The organism is Streptomyces sp. 3-6 (assembly GCF_056323165.1).
Genome location: NZ_JBWHZP010000007.1, coordinates 156,049 through 180,358 on the forward strand (window position 1 = coordinate 156,049; position 24,310 = coordinate 180,358).

General features: G+C 73.8%; 22 protein-coding genes. 10 read left to right on the top strand and 12 right to left on the bottom strand.

Going from position 1 to position 24,310, the window contains the following annotated elements; all coding sequences use genetic code 11:
* The first annotated feature begins 109 nt into the window (after positions 1-109).
* Together AC02VZ_RS12260 and AC02VZ_RS12265 are read left to right on the top strand one after the other, a co-directional pair.
* Positions 110-2,620, top strand: coding sequence for a DEAD/DEAH box helicase (locus AC02VZ_RS12260; protein WP_476475364.1), 2,511 nt, complete (start codon positions 110-112; stop codon positions 2,618-2,620).
* Positions 2,621-2,743: 123 nt separating this feature from the next.
* Positions 2,744-3,754, top strand: a complete 1,011-nt coding sequence (locus tag AC02VZ_RS12265) for an alpha/beta fold hydrolase (protein WP_476475365.1) — start codon at positions 2,744-2,746, stop codon at positions 3,752-3,754.
* Between the two features lie 212 nt (positions 3,755-3,966).
* Here AC02VZ_RS12265 and AC02VZ_RS12270 read toward each other — a convergent pair whose 3' ends face one another.
* The gene (locus tag AC02VZ_RS12270) at positions 3,967-4,860 is read right to left on the bottom strand and encodes an NYN domain-containing protein (protein ID WP_432054114.1); all 894 of its coding nucleotides are present in this window, start codon (positions 4,858-4,860) and stop codon (positions 3,967-3,969) included.
* A 419-nt stretch (positions 4,861-5,279) separates the two neighbouring features.
* On the opposite strand from AC02VZ_RS12270, the gene AC02VZ_RS12275 reads away from it, so the two are divergent.
* A complete protein-coding gene (locus AC02VZ_RS12275; protein WP_432054113.1) occupies positions 5,280-5,432 on the top strand; it encodes a hypothetical protein in 153 nt (50 codons plus the stop codon).
* Positions 5,433-5,632: 200 nt separating this feature from the next.
* Here AC02VZ_RS12275 and AC02VZ_RS12280 read toward each other — a convergent pair whose 3' ends face one another.
* The 4 genes from AC02VZ_RS12280 to AC02VZ_RS12295 form a co-directional block, all read right to left on the bottom strand.
* Positions 5,633-6,238, bottom strand: coding sequence for a MarC family protein (locus tag AC02VZ_RS12280; protein WP_362091395.1), 606 nt, complete (start codon positions 6,236-6,238; stop codon positions 5,633-5,635).
* A 111-nt stretch (positions 6,239-6,349) separates the two neighbouring features.
* A complete protein-coding gene (locus tag AC02VZ_RS12285; protein WP_476475366.1) occupies positions 6,350-7,207 on the bottom strand; it encodes a PHP domain-containing protein in 858 nt (285 codons plus the stop codon).
* Positions 7,208-7,516: 309 nt separating this feature from the next.
* Complete coding sequence (locus AC02VZ_RS12290; protein WP_362091389.1) at positions 7,517-8,158, bottom strand: DUF6758 family protein; 642 nt, start codon at positions 8,156-8,158, stop codon at positions 7,517-7,519.
* A gap of 164 nt (positions 8,159-8,322) precedes the next feature.
* Positions 8,323-8,907 carry a suppressor of fused domain protein gene (locus tag AC02VZ_RS12295; protein WP_362091387.1) on the bottom strand — a complete coding sequence of 195 codons (585 nt, stop codon included), beginning with the start codon at positions 8,905-8,907 and terminating at the stop codon, positions 8,323-8,325.
* 564 nt (positions 8,908-9,471) lie between these two features.
* On the opposite strand from AC02VZ_RS12295, the gene AC02VZ_RS12300 reads away from it, so the two are divergent.
* Entirely contained in the window at positions 9,472-10,587 is a 1,116-nt protein-coding gene (locus tag AC02VZ_RS12300) for a magnesium and cobalt transport protein CorA (RefSeq protein ID WP_432054110.1), read from the top strand.
* A 22-nt stretch (positions 10,588-10,609) separates the two neighbouring features.
* Complete coding sequence (locus tag AC02VZ_RS12305; RefSeq protein WP_432054109.1) at positions 10,610-11,119, top strand: hypothetical protein; 510 nt, start codon at positions 10,610-10,612, stop codon at positions 11,117-11,119.
* Positions 11,120-11,310: 191 nt separating this feature from the next.
* On the opposite strand, the gene AC02VZ_RS12310 is transcribed toward AC02VZ_RS12305, so the two are convergent.
* Complete coding sequence (locus AC02VZ_RS12310) at positions 11,311-12,108, bottom strand: hypothetical protein (RefSeq protein WP_432054108.1); 798 nt, start codon at positions 12,106-12,108, stop codon at positions 11,311-11,313.
* Between the two features lie 215 nt (positions 12,109-12,323).
* Between AC02VZ_RS12310 and AC02VZ_RS12315 the strand changes: the two genes are divergently transcribed.
* Genes AC02VZ_RS12315 through AC02VZ_RS12325 form a run of 3 tightly spaced genes read left to right on the top strand, consistent with a single transcriptional unit; the run spans position 12,324 to position 15,384 of the window.
* Complete coding sequence (locus AC02VZ_RS12315) at positions 12,324-13,607, top strand: magnesium transporter MgtE N-terminal domain-containing protein (RefSeq protein WP_164441810.1); 1,284 nt, start codon at positions 12,324-12,326, stop codon at positions 13,605-13,607.
* A complete protein-coding gene (locus AC02VZ_RS12320; protein ID WP_205077517.1) occupies positions 13,597-14,208 on the top strand; it encodes a DUF1003 domain-containing protein in 612 nt (203 codons plus the stop codon). Before AC02VZ_RS12315 ends, AC02VZ_RS12320 begins: the two co-directional genes overlap by 11 nt.
* A 42-nt stretch (positions 14,209-14,250) precedes the next feature.
* A complete protein-coding gene (locus tag AC02VZ_RS12325) occupies positions 14,251-15,384 on the top strand; it encodes an Mrp/NBP35 family ATP-binding protein (protein WP_432054107.1) in 1,134 nt (377 codons plus the stop codon).
* A gap of 472 nt (positions 15,385-15,856) precedes the next feature.
* Here the strand turns inward: AC02VZ_RS12325 and AC02VZ_RS12330 are convergent, their stop codons facing one another.
* The 5 genes from AC02VZ_RS12330 to sigE form a co-directional block, all read right to left on the bottom strand.
* On the bottom strand, positions 15,857-16,534 hold the full coding sequence (locus AC02VZ_RS12330; protein WP_432054106.1) for a hypothetical protein: 678 nt from the start codon (positions 16,532-16,534) through the stop codon (positions 15,857-15,859).
* 356 nt (positions 16,535-16,890) lie between these two features.
* On the bottom strand, positions 16,891-17,370 hold the full coding sequence (locus AC02VZ_RS12335; protein WP_432054105.1) for a sec-independent translocase: 480 nt from the start codon (positions 17,368-17,370) through the stop codon (positions 16,891-16,893).
* 153 nt (positions 17,371-17,523) lie between these two features.
* Positions 17,524-19,335, bottom strand: coding sequence for a S1C family serine protease (locus AC02VZ_RS12340; protein ID WP_476475408.1), 1,812 nt, complete (start codon positions 19,333-19,335; stop codon positions 17,524-17,526).
* Positions 19,336-19,999: 664 nt separating this feature from the next.
* On the bottom strand, positions 20,000-20,938 hold the full coding sequence (locus tag AC02VZ_RS12345; RefSeq protein ID WP_476475367.1) for an anti-sigma factor family protein: 939 nt from the start codon (positions 20,936-20,938) through the stop codon (positions 20,000-20,002).
* Positions 20,935-21,594 carry an RNA polymerase sigma factor SigE gene (gene sigE / locus AC02VZ_RS12350; RefSeq protein ID WP_362091362.1) on the bottom strand — a complete coding sequence of 220 codons (660 nt, stop codon included), beginning with the start codon at positions 21,592-21,594 and terminating at the stop codon, positions 20,935-20,937. Before sigE ends, AC02VZ_RS12345 begins: the two co-directional genes overlap by 4 nt.
* A 259-nt stretch (positions 21,595-21,853) precedes the next feature.
* On the opposite strand from sigE, the gene AC02VZ_RS12355 reads away from it, so the two are divergent.
* Positions 21,854-22,567 (top strand): O-methyltransferase, encoded by a 714-nt coding sequence (locus tag AC02VZ_RS12355; protein ID WP_362091361.1) that lies wholly within the window; start codon positions 21,854-21,856, stop codon positions 22,565-22,567.
* Between the two features lie 233 nt (positions 22,568-22,800).
* On the opposite strand, the gene AC02VZ_RS12360 is transcribed toward AC02VZ_RS12355, so the two are convergent.
* Positions 22,801-22,968, bottom strand: a complete 168-nt coding sequence (locus AC02VZ_RS12360; protein WP_003966491.1) for a DUF3117 domain-containing protein — start codon at positions 22,966-22,968, stop codon at positions 22,801-22,803.
* A gap of 385 nt (positions 22,969-23,353) precedes the next feature.
* Between AC02VZ_RS12360 and chcB the strand changes: the two genes are divergently transcribed.
* Entirely contained in the window at positions 23,354-24,157 is an 804-nt protein-coding gene (chcB, locus tag AC02VZ_RS12365) for a 2-cyclohexenylcarbonyl CoA isomerase (protein ID WP_476475368.1), read from the top strand.
* The last annotated feature ends 153 nt before the right edge of the window (positions 24,158-24,310 follow it).

Here is a 24,310-nt window from a genome sequence, read left to right on the forward strand (position 1 = left end):
GCCCGATCGGCTCCGACCCGACAGGCCTCCCTGACCGTACGGCTCGTTGCGTACGACGATCGGAGGGAACCCTCAGCGGTTCGAGCGCTAGAGCGTTGGCAGTGGTCCCGTGTCCACGGCATCAGCCGTACGGCCGCCGACGTCCCCGCACGGTCCCTTCGCGACCCCCGCGCTCGCCTCGCACCGCGTACACAGAAGAGGCAGCACCCTGACTACGACGTTCCGAGAGCTCGGGATCCTTCCCGAGACCGCCGAGGCCCTGGAGGCCGTCGGCATCATCACCCCCTTCCCCATCCAGGAGATGACGCTCCCCGTCGCCCTTTCGGGCACCGACGTCATCGGCCAGGCCAAGACCGGCACCGGCAAGACGCTCGGCTTCGGCCTCCCGCTCCTCGAGCGGGTCACCGTCCCCGCCGACGTCGAGGCGGGCCGCGCCGAGCCCGAGGACCTCACCGACGCACCGCAGGCCCTCGTCGTCGTCCCCACGCGCGAGCTGTGCACGCAGGTGACCAACGACCTGCTGACCGCCGGCAAGGTGCGCAACGTGCGCGTCACCGCGATCTACGGCGGCCGCGCCTACGAGCCCCAGGTGGAGGCCCTCAAGCAGGGCGTCGACGTGGTCGTCGGCACCCCGGGGCGGCTGCTCGACCTGGCCGGGCAGAAGAAGCTCAACCTGAAGCACGTCCGGGCCCTCGTCCTCGACGAGGCCGACGAGATGCTCGACCTGGGCTTCCTGCCCGACGTCGAGAAGATCATCAACCTGCTGCCGGTCCGGCGCCAGACGATGCTGTTCTCGGCCACCATGCCGGGCGCCGTCATCGGCCTGGCCCGCCGCTACATGTCGCAGCCCACCCACATCCGCGCCACCGCGCCGGACGACGAGGGCGCGACGGTCGCGAACACCAAGCAGTTCGTGTACCGGGCGCACAACATGGACAAGCCCGAGATGGTCGCGCGGATACTGCAGGCCGAGGGCCGCGGCCTGGTCATGGTCTTCTGCCGCACCAAGCGCACCGCCGCCGACCTCGCCGACCAGCTCAAGCAGCGCGGCTTCGCCTCCGGCGCGGTCCACGGCGACCTCGGCCAGGGCGCGCGCGAGCAGGCGCTGCGCGCCTTCCGCAACGGCAAGGTGGACGTGCTCGTCTGCACCGACGTCGCCGCCCGCGGCATCGACGTCGAGGGCGTGACGCACGTCATCAACTACCAGACGCCCGAGGACGAGAAGACGTACCTGCACCGCATCGGCCGGACCGGCCGGGCGGGCGCGAAGGGTACGGCGATCACGCTCGTCGACTGGGACGACATCCCCCGCTGGCAGCTGATCAACAAGGCGCTGGACCTGGGACTCGGTGACCCCCAGGAGACGTACTCCACCTCCCCCCACCTGTACACGGACCTCGGCATCCCCGAGGGGACCAAGGGCATACTGCCGCGTTCCGAGCGCACCCGCGCCGGGCTCGACGCGGAGGAGCTGGAGGACCTGGGCGAGCCGGGCGGCCGTGGGCCGCGCGGTCGCGGGGGCCGGGGCGAGCGCGGTGACCGGGGTGGTTCCCGGACCGCCGAGCAGGAGCGCCCGGCCCGCACGCCGCGCCGCCGTCGCCGTACGCGCGGCGGTGCACCGCTGGACGAGTCGGCACCGCAGCCCGCCGCCGCACCGTCCGCCGAAGGCACCGAGGCGGAGACCGCCCCGCGCACGCCCCGGCGCCGACGCCGCACGCGCGGCGGTGTGACGTCGGACGCCGCCCCGGCCGAGACGGCTGCCGCCGCGTCCGTCCCCGCCGACGGTTCCGAGGACGCCGCGCGGAGCGCGGTCGCCACGGCAGAGGGCACGGCTCCCGCCGACGAGGCTGCCGAGGCAGCCGAGGCACCCGCGAAGCCGCGCCGCCGCCGGACCCGCCGGCCCGCCGAGACGGCCACCACCGAGCAGGCGGCTCCGACCGCCGACGCACCGGTGGCGGAGCAGGCCGAGCAGACCGAGGCCGCGGTGACCCCCGTGGCGGCCGAGCCGGACGCCCCGGCCGCCGCCCCGCGGCGCACCCGTACGCGCAGGACGGCGGCGGATGCCGCTCGGTCCGCGCCGTCCGCCGAGTCCGCCACCACCGCCGTGGACACGGCGGAGGGGACCGTCGAGGTCAGCGAGCCGGCCCCTAAGCCGCGCCGCACCCGCAAGGCCGCCGCCAAGACCGAAACGGCCACCGAGGTCACGGAGGTCCCGGAGGTCACCGACGAGGCCCAGGCGCAGGACGCCGCACCGGCCAAGCCTCGCCGGACCCGCAAGGCCACCGCCAAGGCCGAGACGGCCGACGGCACCGCCGAGGCGGACGCCGCTGCGGAGACCAAGCCGCGCCGCACCCGCAAGGCGGCCACCGCCGCCCCGGAGGCCGACGCCGCGACGGAGACCAAGCCGCGGACCCGCCGGACCCGCAAGGCCGCCGAACCGGCCGTCGCCGACATCCCGGCGCAGTCGGCGCAGGAGCCCGAGGCCGCCGCCGAGGCCAAGCCGCGCCGCACCCGGAAGACGGCCACCGCCGCTCCCGAGGCCGATGCCCAGGCGGAGACCAAGCCGCGGACCCGACGGACCCGCAAGGCCACGGCTGCCGCCGAGCCCGCGGACGGCTGAGCCGAGCACCCTCCGACGGCCCGGTTCCCCTCACGGGGGGGCCGGGCCGTCGGCCTGTGCGGGTGCGGACGGTGCCCGGGCCGCCCCCCGGCCACGCGGGGCACCGCCCGCTACCCTTCAGCCGTGACCAGTCGCCCCGTTCCCCCGCACCCCTCCGATTCCGCCCCGCCCGCAGCCGCCCGGTGCCACCGACTGCGCACCGCACGCGGGGAGTTCGCCGTCGTCGACATGCCGGCGGACGGCGGGACGGAACCGAAGGGCGTCGTCCTGATGCTGCCCGGGTTCACCGGGAGCAAGGAGGACTTCCGGCTGGTGCACGCACCCCTCGCCGCGCGCGGCTACCGCACGGTCGCCGTGGACGGGCGCGGCCAGTACGAGTCGGACGGCCCGGAGGACGACGAGGCCGCCTACGCCCAGACCGAGCTGGCCCGTGACGTCCTCGCCCAGGCGGCGGCGCTCGGGACGCCCGTGCACCTGGTGGGGCACTCCCTCGGGGGCCAGATCGCCCGGGCCGCCGTGCTGCTGGACGCCTCACCCTACCGCTCGCTCACGCTGATCGCGTCGGGGCCGGGACGCATCTCCGTCTCCCAGGAGCAGCGGGTGAAGCTGCTGCGGGACGCCCTGGCGGTGATGTCGATGGCGGAGTGCTGGGAGGCGATCCTGGCCATGGGGCCGCCGGAGGAGGTCGGAGGCCCCGCGCGGGGCATCGGCGGCCCGGAGCAGTTGCGGCGCCGCTGGCTCGGCACCAAGCCCGCCCAACTGCTGGCCACCGGACGCCAGTTGTGCACCGAGCCGGACCGGGTGGGCGAACTGGCGGCCGTGCCGCTGCCGTTCCACGTCCTGTCGGGCGCCCGCGACGACACCTGGCCGGTTCCGGACCTCGACGCGATGGCCGTCCGGCTCGGTGCCCACCGCACCGTCATCGACGGCGCCGAGCACTCCCCCGCGGTGGACCGGCCGCTGCCGACCGCCCGTGCCCTCGCCGACTTCTGGGACGAGGCCGGCGCCGGCACGGCGGACGGCCCCGCACCCGGCAGGGCCGGCGCACCGGACCCGGACGCCCCGGCGCCCGGCATCGGCACCCCGGACAGCGACGGAGCCGGCGGCGACACCGGCGGCCTCCCGCCGCGCTGACGGCAGAGCAGCCGCACGACGGCCGCCGTGGGAGACCGCGCAACGAGCCGCCGGGGCGGGGCGGCCCGGCTGGGAGCCGCGGCCCGGGCCTCACCGCCCCGGCGGGCCCGGTCCCGTACGCGCCCCCGCGGTACCGCCTGCTGCCCGTACCGCCCGGGCGGGCACGCCGGCCCGTGACTGCCACGTGAGTACCGGCTTGCCGGTGAGGCCTTCTAGTACTGGCCCTGCAGGTGGTCCCAGAAGCCGTCGCGCAGGGAGCGGCGCAGGTCCGCCTGGCCGCGCAGCGAGTACGACAGCAGGCTCTCCGCCTCGACCAGCAGGTCCTGGTCGACGGAGCCCGGCAGGTAGGGGTGGCCCGGCAGCAGTTCGGCGAGCGACTCCCGGCCGCGCGACACCAGCCACTTGGCGGCGATCTGCGCGCCGACGAAACGGACGTCGTCGCGGGTGGGCCGGCCCGCCGGGGGTTCGTGGACGGGGACGGTGCGCCGGGAGACGTAGGGCTTGAAGAAGTCCAGGTCGAAGGTGCGCTGGCTGTCGACCTCCCAGAGCAGCGGCTCCGCCTGGTTGCGGCCCTCGGGCGCCTCGACGCCCCAGAGGTGGACCCGGGCGCCGTAGCCCTGGGCGGCCTCGACGGCGGAGACCAGGTCCTCGTCGCCCCCGAGCAGGGCCGCGTCGCTGATGGCGCGGTGCCGGGCCAGCGACTCCAGGTCCGAGCGGATCAGGGAGTCGACGCCCTTCTGCTGGTTGTTGGCGTTGAGGTTGCCGAGGCGGACCTTGACGTCCGGGAGTTCGGCGATGGACTGCTGCTCGGCGGTGTGGATACGGCGGCGGGCACCGTCGTACCAGTAGACGCGGAGGAGCCTGCTGTCCGCGAAGATGCTGCGGGCCCGGTCGATCAGCGCGTCGATGAGACCTTCGGCGTCGAGGTCGAACGCCCTGCGGTCCTCCGTGCCGGCCACCAGCCGCCCGGCCGCCGCGTAGAGGTACCCGGCGTCGACGAAGATCGCGTGGGTGGAGGGCGTCTTCGCCACCTCGGCGAGCATCCGGTGCAGCAGTTCGTTGGTGCGGTCGATGCGGGCGGTCAGGTCCGCGAGGTCGTCGTTCATCGCCTCCCATTGTCTCGGCGGTCACGCTGCGAACACAACCGGTCCCGATCGGTCCCGGGCGTAACGATCTGAACCGTCAGCCGGGCAGACGCCTCGCCGCGGCCGACGACCCCCGGCGACGTCCGGCGGCCTGCGGCGGCGTTCGGTGACCCCCACGGCATTCGGTGGCCGCGGCGGCGTTCGGCACGGCGCGTCGCCTCCGTGGTGCGCGCTGCCTCGCGCCGCGAGGCGAAGCAGTCGGGCGGGCTCCCCACCACGGCTCGACGAAGAAATGCTTAGACGACTGAAAATTTTCCTTGGTCAAGGAATAGATGCGCGGCGCAGAGAGTTGTCCACGGGTGGAACGCGGGCCGTCCGGGCTCGCGGACCGGCCATCGAGTAGTTCTCCTCAGGAGGATCACCGGACGAAGGGAGAAGCTGTGCGCTTCGAAATCATGCGACTCGACGACGTCGACGGCCTGCCCGTGGACACGACCGTCGTGGACGCCGCGTCCGTCAACGGAATCGTTCAGCAGGCGGCGGCCATCGGGCAGCGCCTGTGGATCCGCCCGGCCGACACACCGACGCCGTAACGCGCGAGCGGCTCCCGCGCCGCGTGCCGCCCCCGTGCCGAGCGGCCCCCGTACCCCCACCTGACGCCGTGGGTACGGGGGCTTCGTGCGTTCCCGGAGGTGTGGAGGACCGACCGTGCCCCGCGCCGGACGAACGCGCGGGACGGGAAACGGGGCAGGTGACGGGACGGGTGCACCGGGCGGTCCGGGTCGCCCGGCGGTCAGCCGCCCCGGACCACCTGGGTCACGCCGTTGATGATCTGCTGGACGGCGATCGCGGAGAGCATCATGCCCGCCAGGCGGGTCACCAGGACCACCCCGCCGTCCTTGATGATCCGGATGATCAGCAGCGAGTACCGCATCACGAACCAGAGCACGACGTGGATGGCGAGGATCGCCGCCCACACCGACACCTGTGCGGCGGTGCTGTCGGCCTTCTGCACGGCCAGGATCACGGAGACGATCGCGCCCGGACCGGCCAGCAGCGGCATGCCCAGCGGCACCAGGGCGACGTTGACGTCCTTGGTCTGCTGGGGCTCGTCGGTCTTGCCGGTGAGCAGGTCCAGGGCGATGAGCAGGAGCAGCAGCCCGCCGGCGATCATCAGGGCCGGCACCGAGACGTGCAGGTAGTCGAGGATCTGCTGGCCGACCAGGCCGAACAGCACGATCACCCCGCCGGCCACGCAGACGGCCTGGAAGGCCATCCGCTTCTGCACCTTGCCGGTGCGGCCCGCGGTCAACGCGAGGAAGATCGGGGTGATCCCGGGGGGATCCATGATGACGAACAGGGTCAAAAAGAGCGAGCCGAAGACGGCGACGTCGAACATGACTGCCTTGCTGAGGTACGGGTGAGAGGGATGAAGGGGTGAAGGACACGCGGCCCTGAAGGCGGGCGCGAGGACGCGGGACGGCGAGGAAGCGCGGGGCGCGGGGCGGGCTCAGACCCCGCCGGCTCCCGGCACGGGGAAGGCTCCGGTCGCGCGCCGGGTGATCTCGCCGTACACCTCGGGGTCCGTCATGAACTCACCGAGGACGCAGGTCTTCCGGCTGCCGTGGTAGTCGCTGGAGCCGGTCACCAGCAGCCCCAGTTCCTTGGCCAGGCCGCGCAGCCGCGCCCGGGTGTCGGGGTCGTGGTCCATGTGGTCGACCTCGATGCCGTCCAGGCCCGCCTCGGCGAGCGCGGCGATGGCCGACTCCGGGACGGTCCGGCCCCGCTTGCTCGCGGCCGGGTGGGCGAACACCGCGACCCCGCCCGCGCCCTTGACCAGGCGCAGCGCCTCGAAGGGGTCGGTCTCGTGCTTCTGCATGTGGGCCCGGCCGCCGTCGGCCAGCCACTCGGGGGTGAAGGCGTCGTTCACGGTCGGCACCACACCCAGTTCGACCAGGGCGGTGGCGATGTGCGGGCGGCCCACGGAGCCGTCCCCGGCGATGCGCGCCACCTGCTCCCAGGTGACGGGCACGCCCAGCTCGTTCAGCTTGGCGATCATGCCCCGGGCCCGGGGCACGCGGTCGTCGCGGACCAGTTCGCGCTCCGCGAGCAGGCGCGGCTCCTCCGGGTCGAAGAGGTACGCCAACATGTGCATGCTCACGCCGTCGAGGCGGCAGGAGAGTTCGGCGCCGGTGACGAGGGTGAGCCCCTCGGGCAGGGCGGCACGGGCCTCGGCGTGGCCGCGGGTGGTGTCGTGGTCGGTGAGCGCGATGACGTCCAGGCCGACCGCGGCGGCCTTGCGCACCAGCTCGGCCGGGGTGTCCGTGCCGTCGGACGCGGTGGAGTGGGTGTGCAGATCGATGCGCACGACGCGTTACTCCAAGCGGTGACGGGCGGATGGGGACGCTTCAGGATAACCGGAGTTCCGCCCGCCCCTGTCACACCCGAACCGGGCCCGCGCCCCCTACAGCCACCCGATCCGACGGCTCGTGTCCGCCCGGTCACCGACCGCACCCACCTCGCCCGCACGCTCGGCCGCACGCACCCTCAGCCGCAGGCCTCTCTGGACCGCACGCACGCTGAGCCGCAGGGGGCGAGGTGGCGCCGGGCGCGGGTGCGCGTGCGGGCGGTCCCTCGCAGCAGCGAGGGCCGCCCGCACCGGACGGCCCCGCGCCCGCTACGTCTGCAGCAGGCGCGGGGTGAGGGCGCCGCACGGCACCAGGTCCACCTCGGCTCCGGCGTCCCGCAGGTCCGCCAGCACCAGTTCGTCGTACATCAGCAGGCCCGACTGCTCCGGCCACACCACCGCCCACAGCCACAGGCCGAGGGCCTCGCCCGCGAAGACGGCCCGGTCGTCCGGCGTCTTGCTGACGTGCCAGAGGGGGGTGGGGCGTCCGGCGGCCAGCACCTTGGTCTGGGCGGGCTTGTCGACGTTCAGGTACGGCCCGGGATCCGGGCCGTCGATGCCGGCGTACCGGGCACCGAGGCCGACGCCGAGTTCCTCGGCCACCAGGACCAGCTCGCCCATGCCTCCGAGCGGCCCGGGTCCGGTACAGGCGACGGCGGTGGCGCGGCCCCCGCTGCGGTCGTCGCCGGCGCAGGCCACGCCGGTGAACAGCCAGCCCACGGGCAGGGGCCACGGCATCCACACCGGGACCCGGGTGCGGTGGACGACGACGTTGAGCGCCTCGACGCTCGGCGGTATCACGGGCTGGAGCGGGTGCACGGTGCCGTGCACGTCGCACTGCCACGCATCGGAGAAGAGGCCGGGAGCCCTGACCCGGCCACCGCACTTCGGGCAACTGGGTTCGCCCCTCATAGGGCCCAACGGTCCTACCCCTTCCGCGTCCCGTCAAGGACGATCACCCGTCCGGACCGTCCCGGACCGCCGGACGGCCGCCCCGGTGCGCACCCGACCCGCGCCTGACCCGCATCAACTCCGCCGGGAGGACGCGGCGTTGGTGAGGTTGGTCACGGCGGGTTTCAGTCCAGGGCGACGGTGGACCGGCGAGGGTCGCGCAGATCCGTGCCCCGTTCCAGCCAGCGTTCCTGGAGGGCCTGGGCCCCGTGCACCCGCTTCCAGGCGGCCTCGTTGGGGGTCATCGGCAGCAGCGGCAGGAACCGTACGGGGTCGAGGGGCTCGTCGAGCTCCAGGTCCTCCACCAGGCCGCCCGGTTCGGCGACCAGCACGGAGGTGAAGGGAGCGCCCGGCCACAGGGGTTCTCCGACGTCGAGCGAGGCGCCCGGAGCCACCACCACGCCCTCGACCTGCGGGGACGCGGCGAGGATCGCGAGCGGCCGGAGCACCTTGTCGGTGTCCGCGAGACCGGCCCGCACGGAGAGCACCAGTTCGGTGCGCGGCCCCTTGACGGGGTCGGCGATCACCGCGGTGGGGTCGGTCATGGGCTGCGCGGACATGCCGAGCGTCGCGTACCGCACGATGTCGCCCTCCTGGAAGCGCAGCACCTCGATGCGGTCCGTGCCCAGGAAGGTGACCGCGGCGCGGGCGTCCGGCTCGCCCAGCGCCGAACGCAACCGGGCCTCGACCAGAGGAAGAACATCTGCCATGCGGCGAGCATAGAACTCGCCGGTAGCGGGCGAAGCCGCGCCTTGACATGACGGCCTGCTGCTACTCTGGCCCGGTGCTTCGGGACAGCACACGGCAGGGAATCCGCCCGGGCCCCAGGCCCCGGCGACGCCGTGATCGCGTCCCGGCACCGATGTGACACACCCCGTTCGCGGGGCATCCCCGCGGGGATCGTGGATCGTCCCTCACGAGGGACCGGCCGGAGGAGGTGGTGCTGGCATGGACCGAAGTCGACCGTGCAGTATCACCCGCTCTTCCGCCCACTGAGGTTCTTCACCCGTTCCTGGTGCATCACCTCGCGCACGTGCGTCCTCATCGGAAGAGCGCTTCGTTTCGTTCTGCCTGATCCGCCCCCGTAGCTGTATCGGCGACGAAGCCCGCCACCCCCGACGGTGCGGTGCTCCCCGCTTTGTGGACGTGCCAAACATCCTTCCCGGCCTTCCCCGGTCCTTCCGGGAGGGAACCCTGGTCAGGACGTCCTCATTCCGGGAGGTTCCATCCGTCGTAGCGGCGCCTTCCGTCGCCCGCCCGCGAAGGAGCCCGTCATGTCGATGATCCGCGACCTGCGCGCCGTGGTCCGTCCCTCCCGCGTCTCGCTGCGCAAGGGGAGCAGCGCCTACGACCCCGCCCCGGAGACCGGCTCGGCCACCGCCGTGGTGGACTGCGCCGTCTACCGCGACGGCCGCCGCCTGACGACCGAGGCGCCGCTGACCCCGCAGGACGCGATGCGGCTGGTGCGCCGCGACGGCGGCTTCGTGTGGATCGGCCTGCACGAGCCGACGGAGGCCGAATTCGCGGGCATCGCCCGGGAGTTCGGGCTGCACCCGCTGGCCGTGGAGGACGCCGTCCAGGCGCACCAGCGGCCCAAGCTGGAGCGCTACGACGACTCCCTCTTCACGGTCTTCAAGACCATCCACTACCTCGACCACGACCGGCTCACCTCCAGCAGCGAGGTGGTGGCCACCGGCGAGGTCATGTGCTTCACCGGCCGCGACTTCTTCATCACGGTCCGGCACGGCGGCCAGGGCTCCCTGCGGGCCCTGCGGCACCGGCTCCAGGCCGACCCCGAGTTGCTGGCGAAGGGCCCCTCGGCCGTGCTGCACGCCATCGCCGACCACGTCGTCGACGGCTACATCGCGGTGGCCGACGCCGTGCAGGACGACATCGACGAGGTCGAGAACGAGGTGTTCTCGCCGGGCCGCAAGGGTGTGCCGCGCGGCACGGACGCCGGGCGGATCTACCAACTCAAGCGCGAGGTGCTGGAGTTCAAGCGGGCGGTGGCGCCGCTGCTGCGGCCCATGCAGTTGCTCAGCGAGCGGCCGATGCGGCTGATCGACCCGGAGATCCAGAAGTACTTCCGGGACGTGGCCGACCACGTGGCCCGGGTCCAGGAGCAGGTCATCGGCTTCGACGAGCTGCTGAACTCCATCCTCCAGGCGAACCTGGCGCAGGCCTCGGTGGCGCAGAACGCGGACATGCGCAAGATCACCTCGTGGGCGGCGATCATCGCCGTGCCGACCATGGTGTGCGGGGTCTACGGGATGAACTTCGAGCACATGCCGGAGACCCAGTGGAAGTACGGCTATCCCATGGTCCTGGGGGTGACGGTGGCGATCTGTCTGGGCATCCACCGCATGCTCAAGCGCAACGGCTGGCTGTGAGGGCGCTGGATAGGCTGCACCCATGACATGCGAGCTGCTCGACCGGGCCCTCATCGAGGAGGCCACGAAGAAGTCCGGGCTCGTCTGGGTCGAGGGCCCCTCCGGTCCCGCGCGGGCCCTGTGGCACGTGTGGCACGAGGGTGCCGCCTGCCTGGTCGGCGACGGGCCCGGCGAACAGCCGCTGCCGGGGCTCGCCGACGGCGCGCCCGCGCAGGTCACCGTCCGCAGCAAGGACAAGGGCGGCCGGCTGGTCTCCTGGTCGGCGACCGTGGTGGAGCTGCCGCCCGGTTCCGAGGCGTGGGCGGCGGCCGTCGCGGAGTTGAAGGGCAAGCGGCTGAACGCCCCCGACGGCGAGGCGGTGCCGGAGCGCTGGGCGCGCGAGTGCCGGGTGGTGCGGCTGGAGCCGACCGGGGCGATCGCGCCGCTGCCCGACGGCTCCCTGGCCGAGCCGCCCCGGCCCACCCCGGCGACCACCCGCCGCCCGGCCCCCGCGGGCCTGCCCCAGCTGCTGGCACGGCGCAAGCGGCGGTAGGAACCGTCGACGGGCCGAGGCCCGCGCGACCGTGCCGTGTGGGCCTCGGCAGCGGGGCCGGCGGGCGGCAGCGGAGCCGTGCGGGCCGGAAGCCGCGGGGGCCCGGCGTGGACGAGGGTCCTGCCGGGCGTCGAGCCCCGCGAGGTGCCCTCGAGGTGCCCTTGAGGTGCCCTTGAGATGCCCTTCGGCCGCTACGACGACGGCAGCTGCTGTCCGTAGTCGAGGGTCTCGTCCTTGCCCGGCTTCTTCAGCGGGAAGTCGGTGCCCCAGGCGGAGAAGGTCAGGGTGCCCGCCTTGCCGGCGCGTACCAGCCGCAGCGGGTACGGGTTGCCCTCCAGGGACACGTCCAGGGTGCCGCCGGCGCCGTCGTCGCCGGTGATCCGGATGGTGCGGACGCCCGCCTGCTCGTGGTGGCCGTCCGTGGCCAGGGTGCCGTGCAGAGTGAGCAGACCGCCGAGGAGGACGTCCTTGTCCGTGAAGCCGTTGAACTTCTTGTACGCGGGATCGCCCTGGGGGACCTTCACGTACTTGGCGGCCAGCTTCTCCGCCGCCGCCGCGTCGGCCGCCGAGCCGCCGTCGCCGTCCTCCCCCTTGCCGTCGCCCTTGCCGTCGCCCTTGCCGCCGGCCTGGCCCCAGAACTCGGCGCCCGCCTTCAGGAACAGTTCGTCGTCGATGCGCAGCAGGCGGAACGTCTGCCCCTCGGAGGTGACCGACCCGATGCCGCCCTCGGACTTCAGCCGCATGTCGAGCGTGTAGCTGCGCCCGCTGCTGACGACCGTGCCGTGCAGCCGGACGGTGTCGACGGACTCGGCGGCCTTGCGGGTCCGGCTCTGGATCTGCTCGGCGGACAGCTTGCCGACCCCGTTGGTGCCCTCGTTCGGGTCCTCGGCGCATCCCGTCAGCGCCGTCCCGGTGACCAGCAGCGCGCACACGGCGCCCGCCAGCACGGCACTGCGACGGCGGGGACGGCCCGGGGAGATCGGAGTCACAGGTGCGGCTGCCTCTCGGACGGGGACCTGAACGGCGTACCGCAGAGTACCGGGGGCAGGGGAGACGGGTGGAGCCAGTCCGTCCGGACCGGCCCCCGGAGCACCACCGATCGGGACGGGCTAGCCTGAAGCCCACCCGAGCGGGCCATTCGGACAGCGAACGCAGCAGGCAGTACCCGACCACGGACCACCCCGCACGCAAAGGAGCCGCCGCCATGGCAGCGGGCGCCCCCCGGATCTTCGTCTCGCACCTCTCCGGCGTCGCCGTGTTCGACCCGAACGGCGACCAGGTGGGGCGCGTGCGCGATCTGGTCGTCATGCTGCGGGTCGGCCGGCGCCCTCCCAGGCTGCTCGGCCTGGTGGTCGAACTGCCCACCCGGCGCCGCATCTTCCTGCCCATGACCCGGGTGACCGCCGTGCAGTCCGGGCAGATCATCTCCACCGGGGTGCTCAACGTCCGCCGGTTCGAGCAGCGGCCCACCGAGCGGCTGGTCTTCGGCGAACTCCTGGACCGCAGGGTCACCCTGGTGGACAGCGGCGAGGAGGTCACCGTCCTCGACCTGTCGGTGCACCAGCTGCCCTCCCGGCGGGAGTGGGAGGTCGACCGGGTCTTCGTCCGCAAGGGACGCAAGGGCGGCGCGTTCCGGCGCAGCAAGGGCGAGACGCTGACCGTGGAGTGGTCCGCGGTGACCGGCTTCTCCCTGGAGGAGCACGGCCAGGGCGCCGAGAACCTGCTCGCCACCTTCGAGCAGCTGCGCCCCGCCGACCTGGCCAACGTCCTGCACCACCTCTCCCCCAAGCGCCGGGCGGAGGTCGCCGCGGCTCTCGACGACGACCGGCTCGCCGACGTGCTGGAGGAGCTGCCGGAGGACGACCAGATCGAGATCCTCGGCAAGCTGAAGGAGGAGCGGGCCGCCGACGTGCTGGAGGCGATGGACCCCGACGACGCCGCCGACCTGCTCGGGGAGCTGCCCGAGGACGAGCAGGAGCGGCTGCTGAGCCTGATGCAGCCCGGCGACGCGGCCGACATGCGGCGTCTGATGGCGTACGAGGAGCACACGGCGGGCGGTCTGATGACGACCGAGCCGATCGTGCTGCGGCCGGACGCGACGGTCGCGGACGCGCTGGCCCGGATCCGCAACCCCGACCTGTCCCCGGCGCACGCCGCCCAGGTGTACGTGTGCCGGCCGCCGGAGGAGACACCGACCGGCAAGTACCTGGGCACGGTGCACTTCCAGCGGCTGCTGCGGGACCCCCCGTTCACGCTGGTCGGCTCGATGATCGACGACGATCTGCAGCCCCTGGAGCCGGACGCGGCGCTGCCGCTGGTCGCCGGGTTCTTCGCCACGTACGACATGGTGGCGGCGCCCGTGGTCGACGAGGCGGGCTCGCTGCTGGGCGCGGTGACGGTGGACGACGTGCTGGACCACATGCTGCCCGACGACTGGCGCGAGACCGAGTTCCACCTCGGGGACGGGGTGGTGACCGATGGGTCCTGAGCGTGACGGCCTGCGCGAACGCCTGCCGTCCGGGGCCACCGCCGCCGGGCGGCGGCCCCGGACACCGCGTCTGGACCAGCCGCGGCCGCCGCGGCGCCGGATCCTGCCGGAGTGGGACCCGGAGGCGTTCGGGCGGCTGTCGGAGCGGATCGCGCGCTTCCTGGGCACCGGGCGGTTCATCGTCTGGATGACGGTCGTCATCGTCGTGTGGGTGGTGTGGAACGTGTCGGCGCCGCGCGAGCTGCGTTTCGACGAGTACCCGTTCATCTTCCTGACCCTGGTGCTGTCCCTCCAGGCGTCCTACGCGGCCCCGCTGATCCTGCTCGCGCAGAACCGGCAGGACGACCGTGACCGGGTCAACCTGGAGCAGGACCGCAAGCAGGGCGAGCGGTCGATCGCGGACACCGAGTACCTGACCCGGGAGGTCGCCGCGCTGCGGATCGGGCTGGGCGAGGTCGCCACCCGGGACTGGATCCGCTCGGAGCTGCAGGACCTCGTGAAGGAACTCGACGAGCGGCGCGGCAACGGCCACCGGGAGCACGGCGCGGTTCCGGCACTTCGGGCGGAACGGCCGCCCCGACGTGACGCAGACGACCGCTGACGGGCTTACCGGTGGGTGTACCCGGAGCCGTACCATCGACGTATGGCTACGGAAGACGCGGTGCGTGAGGCACTGGCGACGGTGAACGACCCCGAGATCAACCGGCCCCTCACCGAGCTGGGGATGGTCAAATCGGTGGACATCGCCGCCGACGGGCGGGTCGCGGTCACCGTCTACCTGACGGTTTCGGGCTGCCCCATGCGGGACACCATCACGCAGCGCGTGACGGACGCGGTGGCGGCGGTCGAGGGCGTCACGGGTGTCGACGTCACGCTGGACGTCATGAGCGACGAGCAGCGCAAGGAGCTGGCGGCGGCGCTGCGCGGCGGCCAGACCGAGCGCGAGGTGCCGTTCGCCAAGCCGGGCAGCCTGACCCGGGTCTACGCCGTCGCCTCCGGCAAGGGCGGCGTGGGCAAGTCGTCGGTGACGGTGAACCTGGCGGCGGCGATGGCCGCCGACGGGCTGAAGGTCGGGGTCGTGGACGCCGACATCTACGGCCACTCGGTGCCGCGGATGCTGGGCGCCGACGGGCGGCCCACCCAGGTCGAGAACATGATCATGCCGCCGTCGGCGAACGGTGTGAAGGTCATCTCGATCGGCATGTTCACCCCGGGCAACGCGCCGGTCGTCTGGCGCGGCCCGATGCTGCACCGCGCGCTCCAGCAGTTCCTGGCCGACGTGTACTGGGGCGACCTGGACGTGCTGCTGCTGGACCTGCCGCCCGGCACCGGCGACATCGCGATCTCCGTCGCCCAGCTGGTGCCCAACGCCGAGATCCTCGTCGTCACCACGCCGCAGCAGGCGGCGGCCGAGGTCGCCGAGCGGGCCGGCTCCATCGCCGTGCAGACCCACCAGAAGATCGTCGGCGTGGTCGAGAACATGTCCGGCCTGCCGTGCCCGCACTGCGACGAGATGGTCGACGTGTTCGGCACCGGCGGCGGCCAGTCGGTGGCCGACGGGCTGACCCGGACCACCGGCACCAACGTCCCGGTGCTCGGCGCCATCCCGATCGACGTGCGGCTGCGCGAGGGCGGCGACGAGGGCAAGCCGGTCGTGCTGACCGACCCGGAGTCCCCGGCGGGGGCGGCGCTCCGCTCGATCGCCGGCAAGCTGGGCGGGCGGCAGCGGGGCCTGGCGGGGCTCTCGCTGGGGATCACGCCCCGGAACAAGTTCTAGGACCGCTCCGGGGCCGCGGGACGCGTTCCGCGGCCCCCGCGGCCTTCGGTGCGGCGCGTCCGCCGGGCGGGGCCGTCATGGTCGGCGTGGTCGGCGTAGTCGGCGTGGTCGTGACGGCCGGGGCTCGCCGTGGCCGGACCTTTCGAGCCGGACCGGTGGTGTCGGTCCGGTTATGTCGGTCCGGTTGTGCCGGCCGGACCCGCCGGCAGTCGCCTGATCCGGCGTCACCGGGCCGGTCGCACGGGCCGCACCTGTACCTCTCCGGACCGGTCGTGACGGCCGGTCGCCTGCCGGCCCCTGGGGCGCCGCCCCGGCCGGCCGGCGCCCCCGTGCCGTGGGACCGGACACGAGGCGTGGAGGCCCGGAGCCGGGCGTCCGCGCGGGCGGGGAAGCTCGGGCGAGAAGCTCGGGCGGGGAAGCTGCTCGGCCCCCGCGGCCCGTCCCGCCCTCCCGGTGCGGTTGTCGTCGCGGTTCAGTCCGCGTAGGCGGCCACGTCCTTGACCTCGGCGAAGCCGAGCCCGTAGGCGCTCATGCCGCGGCCGTACGCGCCGACGTGGACGCCCGCCCGGGTGGACCCGGCGAGCACCCAGCCGAACTCGGACTCCCGGTAGTGGAACGGCGTCGGTACACCGTCCACGGGGAGGGACAGCGTCGACCAGTCCTCCCCCTCCAGGTCGTCGGCGAGCGCCCAGGCGGTCTCCGTCTGCTGCTCCAGCCAGTTGTCCCGCAGCGAGTGGTCCATCTGGCCCGGCCAGGTGAACGACAGCAGTCCGACACCGGCGAGCCAGGCCGCGGAGGAGACCGAGGTGGCCTCCAGCAGACCGGTGCCGTCGGCGCTGCGGCGCACCGGGTTGGCGGCCACGGTCACGACCACGGCGAACTTCTCGCGGGCGTCCTGGCCGGGGCCCGCCGTGTACTCGCTGCGTACCGACGGCTCGTCACCGTGCCCGATCGACCCGTGCTCGACCGTGCCGTCGGCGGCCGTGCCCACCTGCATCAGCCAGCGCCGGCCCGTGAAGGCCTCGTCCAGGCCGTACCAGGGGAAGGTCGCACTCACATAGCCGTCGGCCGCACGCCGGGCGGAGGTGGCCGGTCGTGGTCCACTCTCCGCGGCCGGCGCCTGCGCGACGGCCTGACTCGTCGTCTCCATTGCCCGGACGCCTCCTCATTCTCGTCGGTCCGGGGCGGCCCGCCCCCGTTCGGGCGCACTCGTCCGGTCCGCGCAACAACTGGGGCAGCATAGCCACCCCGCCGCCGCGGACCGGGAAACCACCCGGCGCGTGCGACGCGCGAACGACCGGATCGGGCCCTGTGCGGCCCGGCCGGAGTATGAAACGCGTCACGTGCGCGGGGCGTACGCCCGGTGGACACGGAACGGCGCGTTGCGGTGCGACCCGCGTGGCGCGACCCGTACGGAACGGGTGCGCCGGGCTCCGGCCCGGCCTCTCCGGCTCGGCCGGGCGGCTCAGGAGTCGCCCGCCCCCGGGCACCACGCGGGACCGGGGGTCAGGTGGCGTCCGCGTCGAAGGGCGGGCGGTCGTCGACGGCCGGGGTCGTGGGCTTCTTGGACATGTCCACCCGGCCGGACGGGGAACCGGAGGAACCAGAGGAAGCAGAGGAACCGGAGGCGGCCGGCACGGCGGAGGACGCGGACGCCTCGGGCTCGCGGCCGTTGACGGCGTCGGTGACCTCGGCCATCTCCTTCTTCAGGTCGAAGCTGCTGCGGATCTCCTTGAGTCCCAGTTCGTCGTTGTCCAGCTGCTTGCGGATGAACGTCTTGGGGTTGAGGTCCTCGAACTCGAAGTCCTTGAACTCGGGGCCGAGTTCCTCCCGGATGTCCTGCTTGGCGCTCTCCGAGAACTCACGGATCTTCCGGATCGTGCGCGTCACGTCCTGGATGACCTTGGGGAGCTTGTCCGGGCCGAACACGAGCACAGCGAGGATGATGATCGTCACCAGCTCGAACGCGCCTATGTCATTGAACACCTGAAGCTCCTTGCGCTGCCTTCGGTCCGCGGCCCTCGGTGGTCGTCGTGGTCTTCCGTGGTCCGGGCCGCGTCCACGGTACCCGGCCGCCCCCTCCGTCCGGTACCGTCCCGGCGCCCGCGCAGGGGGGCGGGCGCCGGGAGGCGGGGCTCATCAGCCTCCGGAGGAGCCGAGCACCAGGGACACCGTCCGCTCCTCCCCGTCGCGTTCCAGGGTGAGCTCCAGCCGGTCCCCGGGGCGGTGGGCGCGCGTCTTGACGATGAGTTCCTCACCGGAGTGCACGCGCTGGCCGTTGACCTCGGTGATCACGTCGCCCGCCTCGATGCCGGCCTTGTCGCCGGGCCCGTCGGTGACGACCGGGGGGCCGCCGTCGGTGCCCTTGGCGCCGACACGGGCACCGTCGCCCGAGTACTCCATGTCGAGGGTGATGCCGATGACCGGGTGGGTGGCCTTCCCGGTGTCGATCAGCTCCTCGGCCACCCGCTTGCCCTGGTTGATCGGGATGGCGAAGCCGAGCCCTATCGAGCCCGCCTGGCCGCCGTCGAGGTCGCCGCCGCCGCCCGCGGAACGGATCGCCGAGTTGATGCCGATCACGCGGGCCTCGGCGTCGAGGAGGGGGCCGCCGGAGTTGCCCGGGTTGATGGGCGCGTCCGTCTGCAGGGCGTCGACGTACGACACGTCGCTGCCGTCGCCCTTCTCACCGCCGGCGGTGATGGGCCGCTCCCGGGCGCTGATGATGCCGGAGGTGACCGTCCCGGCCAGGTCGAAGGGGGCGCCGATGGCCACGACCGGGTCGCCGACCCGCACGTTGTCGGAGTTGCCGAGCGGCAGCGGGGTGAGCCCACGGACGCCCTTGACCCTCACGACGGCCAGGTCGTAACCGCTGTCCCGGCCGATGACGGTGGCGTCGGCCGTGTCGCCGCTGTGGAAGGTCACGGTGATCTCGCCGTCGCGCCCGGCGGGCTCCACCACGTGGTTGTTGGTGAGGATGTGGCCGCGCTCGTCGAGCACGAACCCGGTCCCGGTGCCGGCCGCGCCCGTGCCGCTGGCGTGCAGGGTCACGACGCTGGGCAGGGCCCGGGAGGCGATCCCGGCGACGCTGTCCGGGTCGCGGTCGGCGGGCTCCTTGTCCGCCTGCGGCAGTTCCACGGCCCCGACGCCGCCGTTGCGTTCCAGGTACGCCCCGACGATCCCGCCGACGAGGCCGCACAGCAGCCCGAAGACAAGCACCAGGGTGAGGACGATCCGCGAGCGCAGCCGGCGCCGCTTCTTCTCGGTGTCCTCGGACGGACCGCTCATCTGGAGCGGCGCGGGTGCCGTGGGGGCCGCCCAGGGGTCGTAGCGGCCCCAGGGATCGGCCGCGGGGGCGGGCGCCGCCGGGTCCGGGCCCGCCGCCGGCTGCGGGGCCGGGTGCGGGGGACCGCCCGGCACCGCGCCGGGCGCGGGGGGTGGCACCGCCGCCTCCTGGTGTGGCACCCCGGGCTGGGCCGGGGCGCCGGGTGCGGGGGCAGCCGGGGCGGGCACGCCGTGCGCCACCGGGTCGAGCGCGGGGCCCTGCGCCGTGGGGTGCGGGACCTGGGGCGTGCCGTACGACGTGCTCAGGGGGGTGCCGTGCGGGGGTGTGACGGCCTCCGAAGCGCCCGGCGGGGGCGCGTCGTGCGGCGGTGCGGTCCGGCCGGCCAGTGCTGCCTGTGCTGCCTGTGCGGAGACCGTCGACGGGTGCTGGACCGGAGGCGCGGGGGCCCAGGGGCCCGGCTCGCCGTAGGGCGGTGTGCTGTAGGGGTCCGGGTCGTGCAGCGGGGTGGGCCGCTCCTCACCGGCCGGGACCGGGCCGACGGGCTCGCCGGACCGGCCGGGAACCGACGGCGACCGGCCGACGGGCCCGGTGGACGGACCGGCGACCGTCGGCGCGGGGCCCGCCGACTCGGGATGCACCGGCTCGGGCCCCACTGGCTCGGAGTGCACCGGCTCGGAGGGCCTCGGATCGCCGGACGGACCGGGAACGGGTTCGCCCGAGGGGCCGGGGGCCGCCGGAACACCGGACTCCCGCCCGTCGGGGCGCTCGGGCGCGGTCGGTTCAGGGGCCGGGTGGTGCGGGCGCCGGGGCTCGCCGGAGCGGTCGGGGCCGTGGGGGCCGTCGGGGCCGTCGGGGCGTCCGGGCGTCGGGGGGCCCTGCGGGCTGCTGAGGGCGTAGTCGCCCTCGGCGTCGGTGGGGTGGGCGGCGGGCCGGGCCAGTGCGAAGTCGCCGTCCCCGTCGGTCTCCCCAGGCCGGGTCGGGGCCCCGTCCCGGGTCGGCCGCGCGGTGTCGGCGGTGCCCCGCGCGCCGGTGACGGGCCGCTGGGCGTCTCCCGCGGCGGGCGTATCGCCCCCGTCGCGCTCCTCCTGCGTACCGTGCGCCCCGGACGTGTCCGCCGGTGCGATGTCGGCGGATGTGTCCGCCCGCTCCCCCGGTGGGCCCGGTTTCCCCTCGTTCATGCTCTCCCCGCAGCTGGCCGCAGATCCTCGACTCCGTGGTTCCGTGACCGCCGCGGCCGGCGGAGCACGGTCCGGCACCCGGCTGCGTGGGCCTGGGCGCGCCCACCGGATTCAATCAGGTTCGTACGCCCCCGCGCATCGAGCGGCCCGGGGATCAGCGGGCCCTGCTGGAGGCGGACGCCTGGGGCAGTGCCGAGGCGAGACCCGGTGCGGGGGCCGCGTCGAGCAGGGTGGGCGGACGGATGCCGGACGGCGAGGACCAGCCGGCGGGAGTGAACGGAGGGAGCGGGGGCAGGGGGCGTATCAGCGGGGAGACGGCGACGGCGCCGGCCATCATCGGCGCGGTGAGCGTCTGGTCGCCGGCCGCCGGTGGCGGCAGTCCCGGCAGCAGCGGCGCGGAGACCCCGGTGGGCGCGACGGGCGCCGGTGTCTGGCCCCCCGTGCCCTGGCCGGTCATGGGTGTGGCGCCGCGGCGCCGCTGGGACTCGGGCACCGTCGCGGCACCCGTGCCCTGCGTGCGGGTCGGTGTGACGTTGCTGCCCTTGCCCGCACCGCGGACCTCGGTGTCGGCGACCATGCTGGTCGTGACACCGCCGAGGGCGATCGCGGCCAGCGACACCGCTCCGGCGGCGACGAAGGCGAACCGCAGTCCCCGGGAGGCGGGCCGGTCGGTGTCGTGGCGGCTCACGTCGTGGATGCGGAAGCCGCGGCCGCCGGGGTCGTCCGGCGGCGGGGAGCCGTGCGGCCGGGCGGGCCGGTAGGCGAACTCGAAGCCCTCGCCCCGCCGGCTGTCGAAGACGCCGGGGCCGCCGCCGAGCAGCGGGGAGCCGCCGCCGGGGTCGCCGCCGGGCAGCCCCTGGAGGCGGGCCAGGAAGCTCTCCGAGGGCGGGGGCGGGGCCGCCTGGGCGAACACGTTCTTCAGGCGGCGCTGGGCGTCCACCTCCGCCTTGCACTTGGCGCAGGTGGCGACGTGCGCCAGGACGCGCTCACGCGCGTCATGACCGAGCTCTCCGTCCACCAGGGCGGAGAGTCGGTCTCCCAGGTGCTGCTCCGCGAGGTGTCCCTCGGACGGTGTGGGCAGTGATCCGCTCACGCGCTCGCGCCCCCTCCCCCCAGGGCGGGGACACGGGACACCAGGGAGCCGCGCTCCGCGCGCGCCTTCGGCGAGCGGTGGGCCAGTGCCTTGCGCAGCTGGGAGCGTCCGCGGTGGATGCGGGAGCGCACCGTGCCCAGCTTGACGCCGAGCGTGGCCGCGATCTCCTCGTAGGAGAGTCCCTCGATGTCGCACAGCACGACGGCGGCGCGGAACTCCGGCGCCAGGGTGTCGAGGGCCTGCTGGACGTCCGCGTCGAAGTGGGCGTCGTTGAAGACCTGCTGGGGCGTGGGTTCCTTGCTGGGCAGCCGCTCGGCCGCGTCGTCGCCGAGCGAGTCGAAGCGGATGCGCTGCTTGCGCCGCACCATGTCCAGGAAGAGGTTGGTGGTGATGCGGTGCAGCCAGCCCTCGAAGGTGCCGGGCGTGTAGGTCGACAGGGAGCGGAAGACGCGGACGAAGACCTCCTGCGTGAGATCCTCGGCGTCGTGCTGGTTTCCGGTCAGACGGTAGGCGAGCCGGTAGACCCGCCCGCTGTGCATGCTGACGATCTCCTCCCAGGTGGGCGGAGTCCACGCCTGCCCGTCCGCGTCGGTGGTGAAGCTCGCGGTCTGGGCCGGGTCGCCGGCGCGGCTGTGGTCGGCAGCGGTGTCGTTCACGGATTTCGGCCTGCCCGCCGATCCAAGGAAGCGCCGCAGCACTCCTCCCCGATCCACAGGTACAGCCGCACCTCCCCTATCGGCTCTGGTGGTGTCCAGTGGAGCCCCTACCATAGCCACCTCGCCCGTTAGCTCCGGATAAGCGGTTTTACGAGAATTTGATCTGCCGCGGTCCGGCTCGTGCGGCTCCGTCGGCATGTGCCCCGCGTCCTCGCCCACTGCCCGCCCCCCGTCGTCCCGCACGTGTTGTCCTCTCCCTTTGAACGACCGGTCCCATCTGCGGGTTCCCGACGCCAACGGATACAGTCTCGCCAGGCATTCACGGGGACAGGAGAGGGTCATTACCGCCAACCGGCAGACGAGCTGGGCGTTCGCCGACGCCTATGTCGCCGAGGACGAGGCGCTGCACTGGGCCCGGGACCGGGCACGCCAGGCAGGGCTGCGCTCGGTGTCGCCCGGCACGGGCGCGGCGCTGCGGTTGCTCGCGGCCACCGTGGAGGCCAAGGCGGTCGCGGAGATAGGGACGGGCTGCGGGGTCTCCGGCATCCATCTGCTGCACGGCATGCGGCCCGACGGCGTGCTGACCACGGTCGACCCGGAGCCGGAGCACCAGCAGTCCGCCCGGCAGGCGTTCCGGGACGCCGGGTTCGCCGCCAACCGGTCGCGCTTCATCCCCGGGCGCGCCCTGGAGGTCCTCCCCCGCCTCGCGGACGCCGGCTACGACCTGGTCTTCTGCGACGGCGACCGGCTGGAGTACCAGGACTATCTCGCTGAATCGTTGCGTCTGCTGCGTCCCGGGGGCCTGGTCGCCTTCGAAGGCGTGTTCGCGAACGGCCGGACGGTGGATTCCGGGCCGCAGCCCACCGAGGTGCTGCGGCTGCGGGAGCTGGTGCGGGCCGTGCGCGAGAGCCAGGAACTGGTGTCCTCCCTGCTGCCCGTCGGCGACGGACTGCTGTGCGCGGTGAAGCGCTGACGGCCGCCCGGCCCCGCAACCCCCGCATCCCCGCCGTACCGCCCGCCGGCGCATCCCCGCGACACGGCGCGCACGGGACATCCCCGCCGCATCGCACTTCCTGCGCCCTGCAGGGCCCGTATGCCCCGCAGGTCCCGGAGGACCCACCCGACGCAGCGTTCCACCTGCGCAGACAGCCGCCCCGGTACCAGGCGCGGCACCGGGGCGGCTGAAAGGGTATGGTCGCTTGCGCGTCAGCCGACGACCTTCTTGAGGGCGTCGCCGAGCGCGTCGGCCTCGTCCGGGGTCAGCTCGACGACGAGTCGACCGCCGCCTTCGAGCGGAACGCGCATGACGATGCCCCGCCCCTCCTTGGTCACCTCGAGCGGGCCATCACCCGTCCGCGGCTTCATGGCCGCCATGCTCGTTCCCCTTCCTGAAACCCAGCTCAACCGTCTAGCCGACGGCCCACGAAGGGCATCTGCGGTCCTGGACGAACGACAGGACACACCGCACCGGCATCGAACACATTGCTTCCAGGCCATTATCCCGCATCGCAGGACCCGATGACCAACATCGGTCGGCATCGCTTGGGCAACGCGCGCGAGCAAAACCACCCAATTCGGGGATGTGACTGCGATACTGCGCCGCCTCGTCCCGGAACGCGGAAGAAAAACGCGCCGCGATTCTTTGACGCAGGTCACACCACCGGCGCCGTCTCCGCCCGGTGATGTCCGTCATGCTGTCCTGCAGACGGGGACGTACCCGGTGGTACGTCCCGGAGCCGCCAGCTGGAGGGGATACGCCATGGCCGACACCGTGCTCTACGAGGTGAGCGACGGACTCGCGACGATCACGCTGAACCGCCCGGAGGCGATGAACGCGCTGAACGTCGCGGCGAAGGTCGCCCTCCGGGACGCGGTCCGGGCCGCCGCGGACGACGACGCCGTGCGGGCCGTGCTGCTGACCGCGGCCGGTGACCGGGCGTTCTGCGTCGGGCAGGACCTCAAGGAGCACATCGGGCTGCTTGCCCAGGACCGCGAGACCGGTTCCGGGCAGACGATGAGCACGGTGCGCGAGCACTACAACCCCATCGTGACGGCGCTGGCCGGGGCGCCCAAGCCGGTGGTCGCGGCGGTGAACGGCGTCGCGGCGGGCGCCGGGTTCGGCTTCGCCCTGGCGGCGGACTACCGGATCGTGGCGGACACCGCGTCGTTCAACACCTCCTTCGCCGGGGTCGCCCTGACCGCGGACTCCGGCATCTCGTGGACGCTGCCGCGGGTGATCGGCCCCGGCCGCGCCACCGACCTGCTGCTCTTCCCGCGCAGCATCTCCGCGCAGGAGGCGTACGACCTGGGCATCGCCAACCGGCTGGTGCCCGCCGGGGACCTGCGCGCGGAGGCGGAGAAGGTGGCCCGGTCCCTCGCCGAGGGGCCGACGGTGGCGTACGCGGCGCTGAAGGAGTCGGTGGCGTACGGCCTCGGGCACTCGCTGGCGGAGACCCTGGAGAAGGAGGACGAGCTGCAGACCCGTGCGGGCGCCTCCCAGGACCACTTGATCGCGGTGCAGGCGTTCGTGAACAAGGAGAAGCCGAAGTACCTGGGCCGCTAGCACCGGGCCCTGCCCGGCGGGACGGGACGGGCCTCCCGCGGGTCCGGCACCGCCCGCCCGGCCGGACCGGCGGGACGCCCGGCCCGCGGGACGCCCCGCCCGCGGGGTCCGCCGGGCGTCGGCGGCTCAGTCCCGTCTCTGCTCAGTCCCGTT

What these genes read in the sequence shown, in the direction of transcription:
- AC02VZ_RS12280 (WP_362091395.1), bottom strand. Translation starts at nt 6,238, where the DNA reads ATGTTCGACGTCGCCGTCTTCGGCTCGCTCTTTTTGACCCTGTTCGTC.
- AC02VZ_RS12295 (WP_362091387.1), bottom strand. Translation starts at nt 8,907, where the DNA reads ATGGCAGATGTTCTTCCTCTGGTCGAGGCCCGGTTGCGTTCGGCGCTG.
- AC02VZ_RS12290 (WP_362091389.1), bottom strand. Translation starts at nt 8,158, where the DNA reads ATGAGGGGCGAACCCAGTTGCCCGAAGTGCGGTGGCCGGGTCAGGGCT.
- AC02VZ_RS12325 (WP_432054107.1), top strand. Translation starts at nt 14,251, where the DNA reads ATGGCTACGGAAGACGCGGTGCGTGAGGCACTGGCGACGGTGAACGAC.
- AC02VZ_RS12330 (WP_432054106.1), bottom strand. Translation starts at nt 16,534, where the DNA reads ATGGAGACGACGAGTCAGGCCGTCGCGCAGGCGCCGGCCGCGGAGAGT.
- AC02VZ_RS12305 (WP_432054109.1), top strand. Translation starts at nt 10,610, where the DNA reads ATGACATGCGAGCTGCTCGACCGGGCCCTCATCGAGGAGGCCACGAAG.
- chcB (WP_476475368.1), top strand. Translation starts at nt 23,354, where the DNA reads ATGGCCGACACCGTGCTCTACGAGGTGAGCGACGGACTCGCGACGATC.
- AC02VZ_RS12320 (WP_205077517.1), top strand. Translation starts at nt 13,597, where the DNA reads ATGGGTCCTGAGCGTGACGGCCTGCGCGAACGCCTGCCGTCCGGGGCC.
- AC02VZ_RS12270 (WP_432054114.1), bottom strand. Translation starts at nt 4,860, where the DNA reads ATGAACGACGACCTCGCGGACCTGACCGCCCGCATCGACCGCACCAAC.
- AC02VZ_RS12315 (WP_164441810.1), top strand. Translation starts at nt 12,324, where the DNA reads ATGGCAGCGGGCGCCCCCCGGATCTTCGTCTCGCACCTCTCCGGCGTC.
- AC02VZ_RS12300 (WP_432054110.1), top strand. Translation starts at nt 9,472, where the DNA reads ATGTCGATGATCCGCGACCTGCGCGCCGTGGTCCGTCCCTCCCGCGTC.
- AC02VZ_RS12360 (WP_003966491.1), bottom strand. Translation starts at nt 22,968, where the DNA reads ATGGCGGCCATGAAGCCGCGGACGGGTGATGGCCCGCTCGAGGTGACC.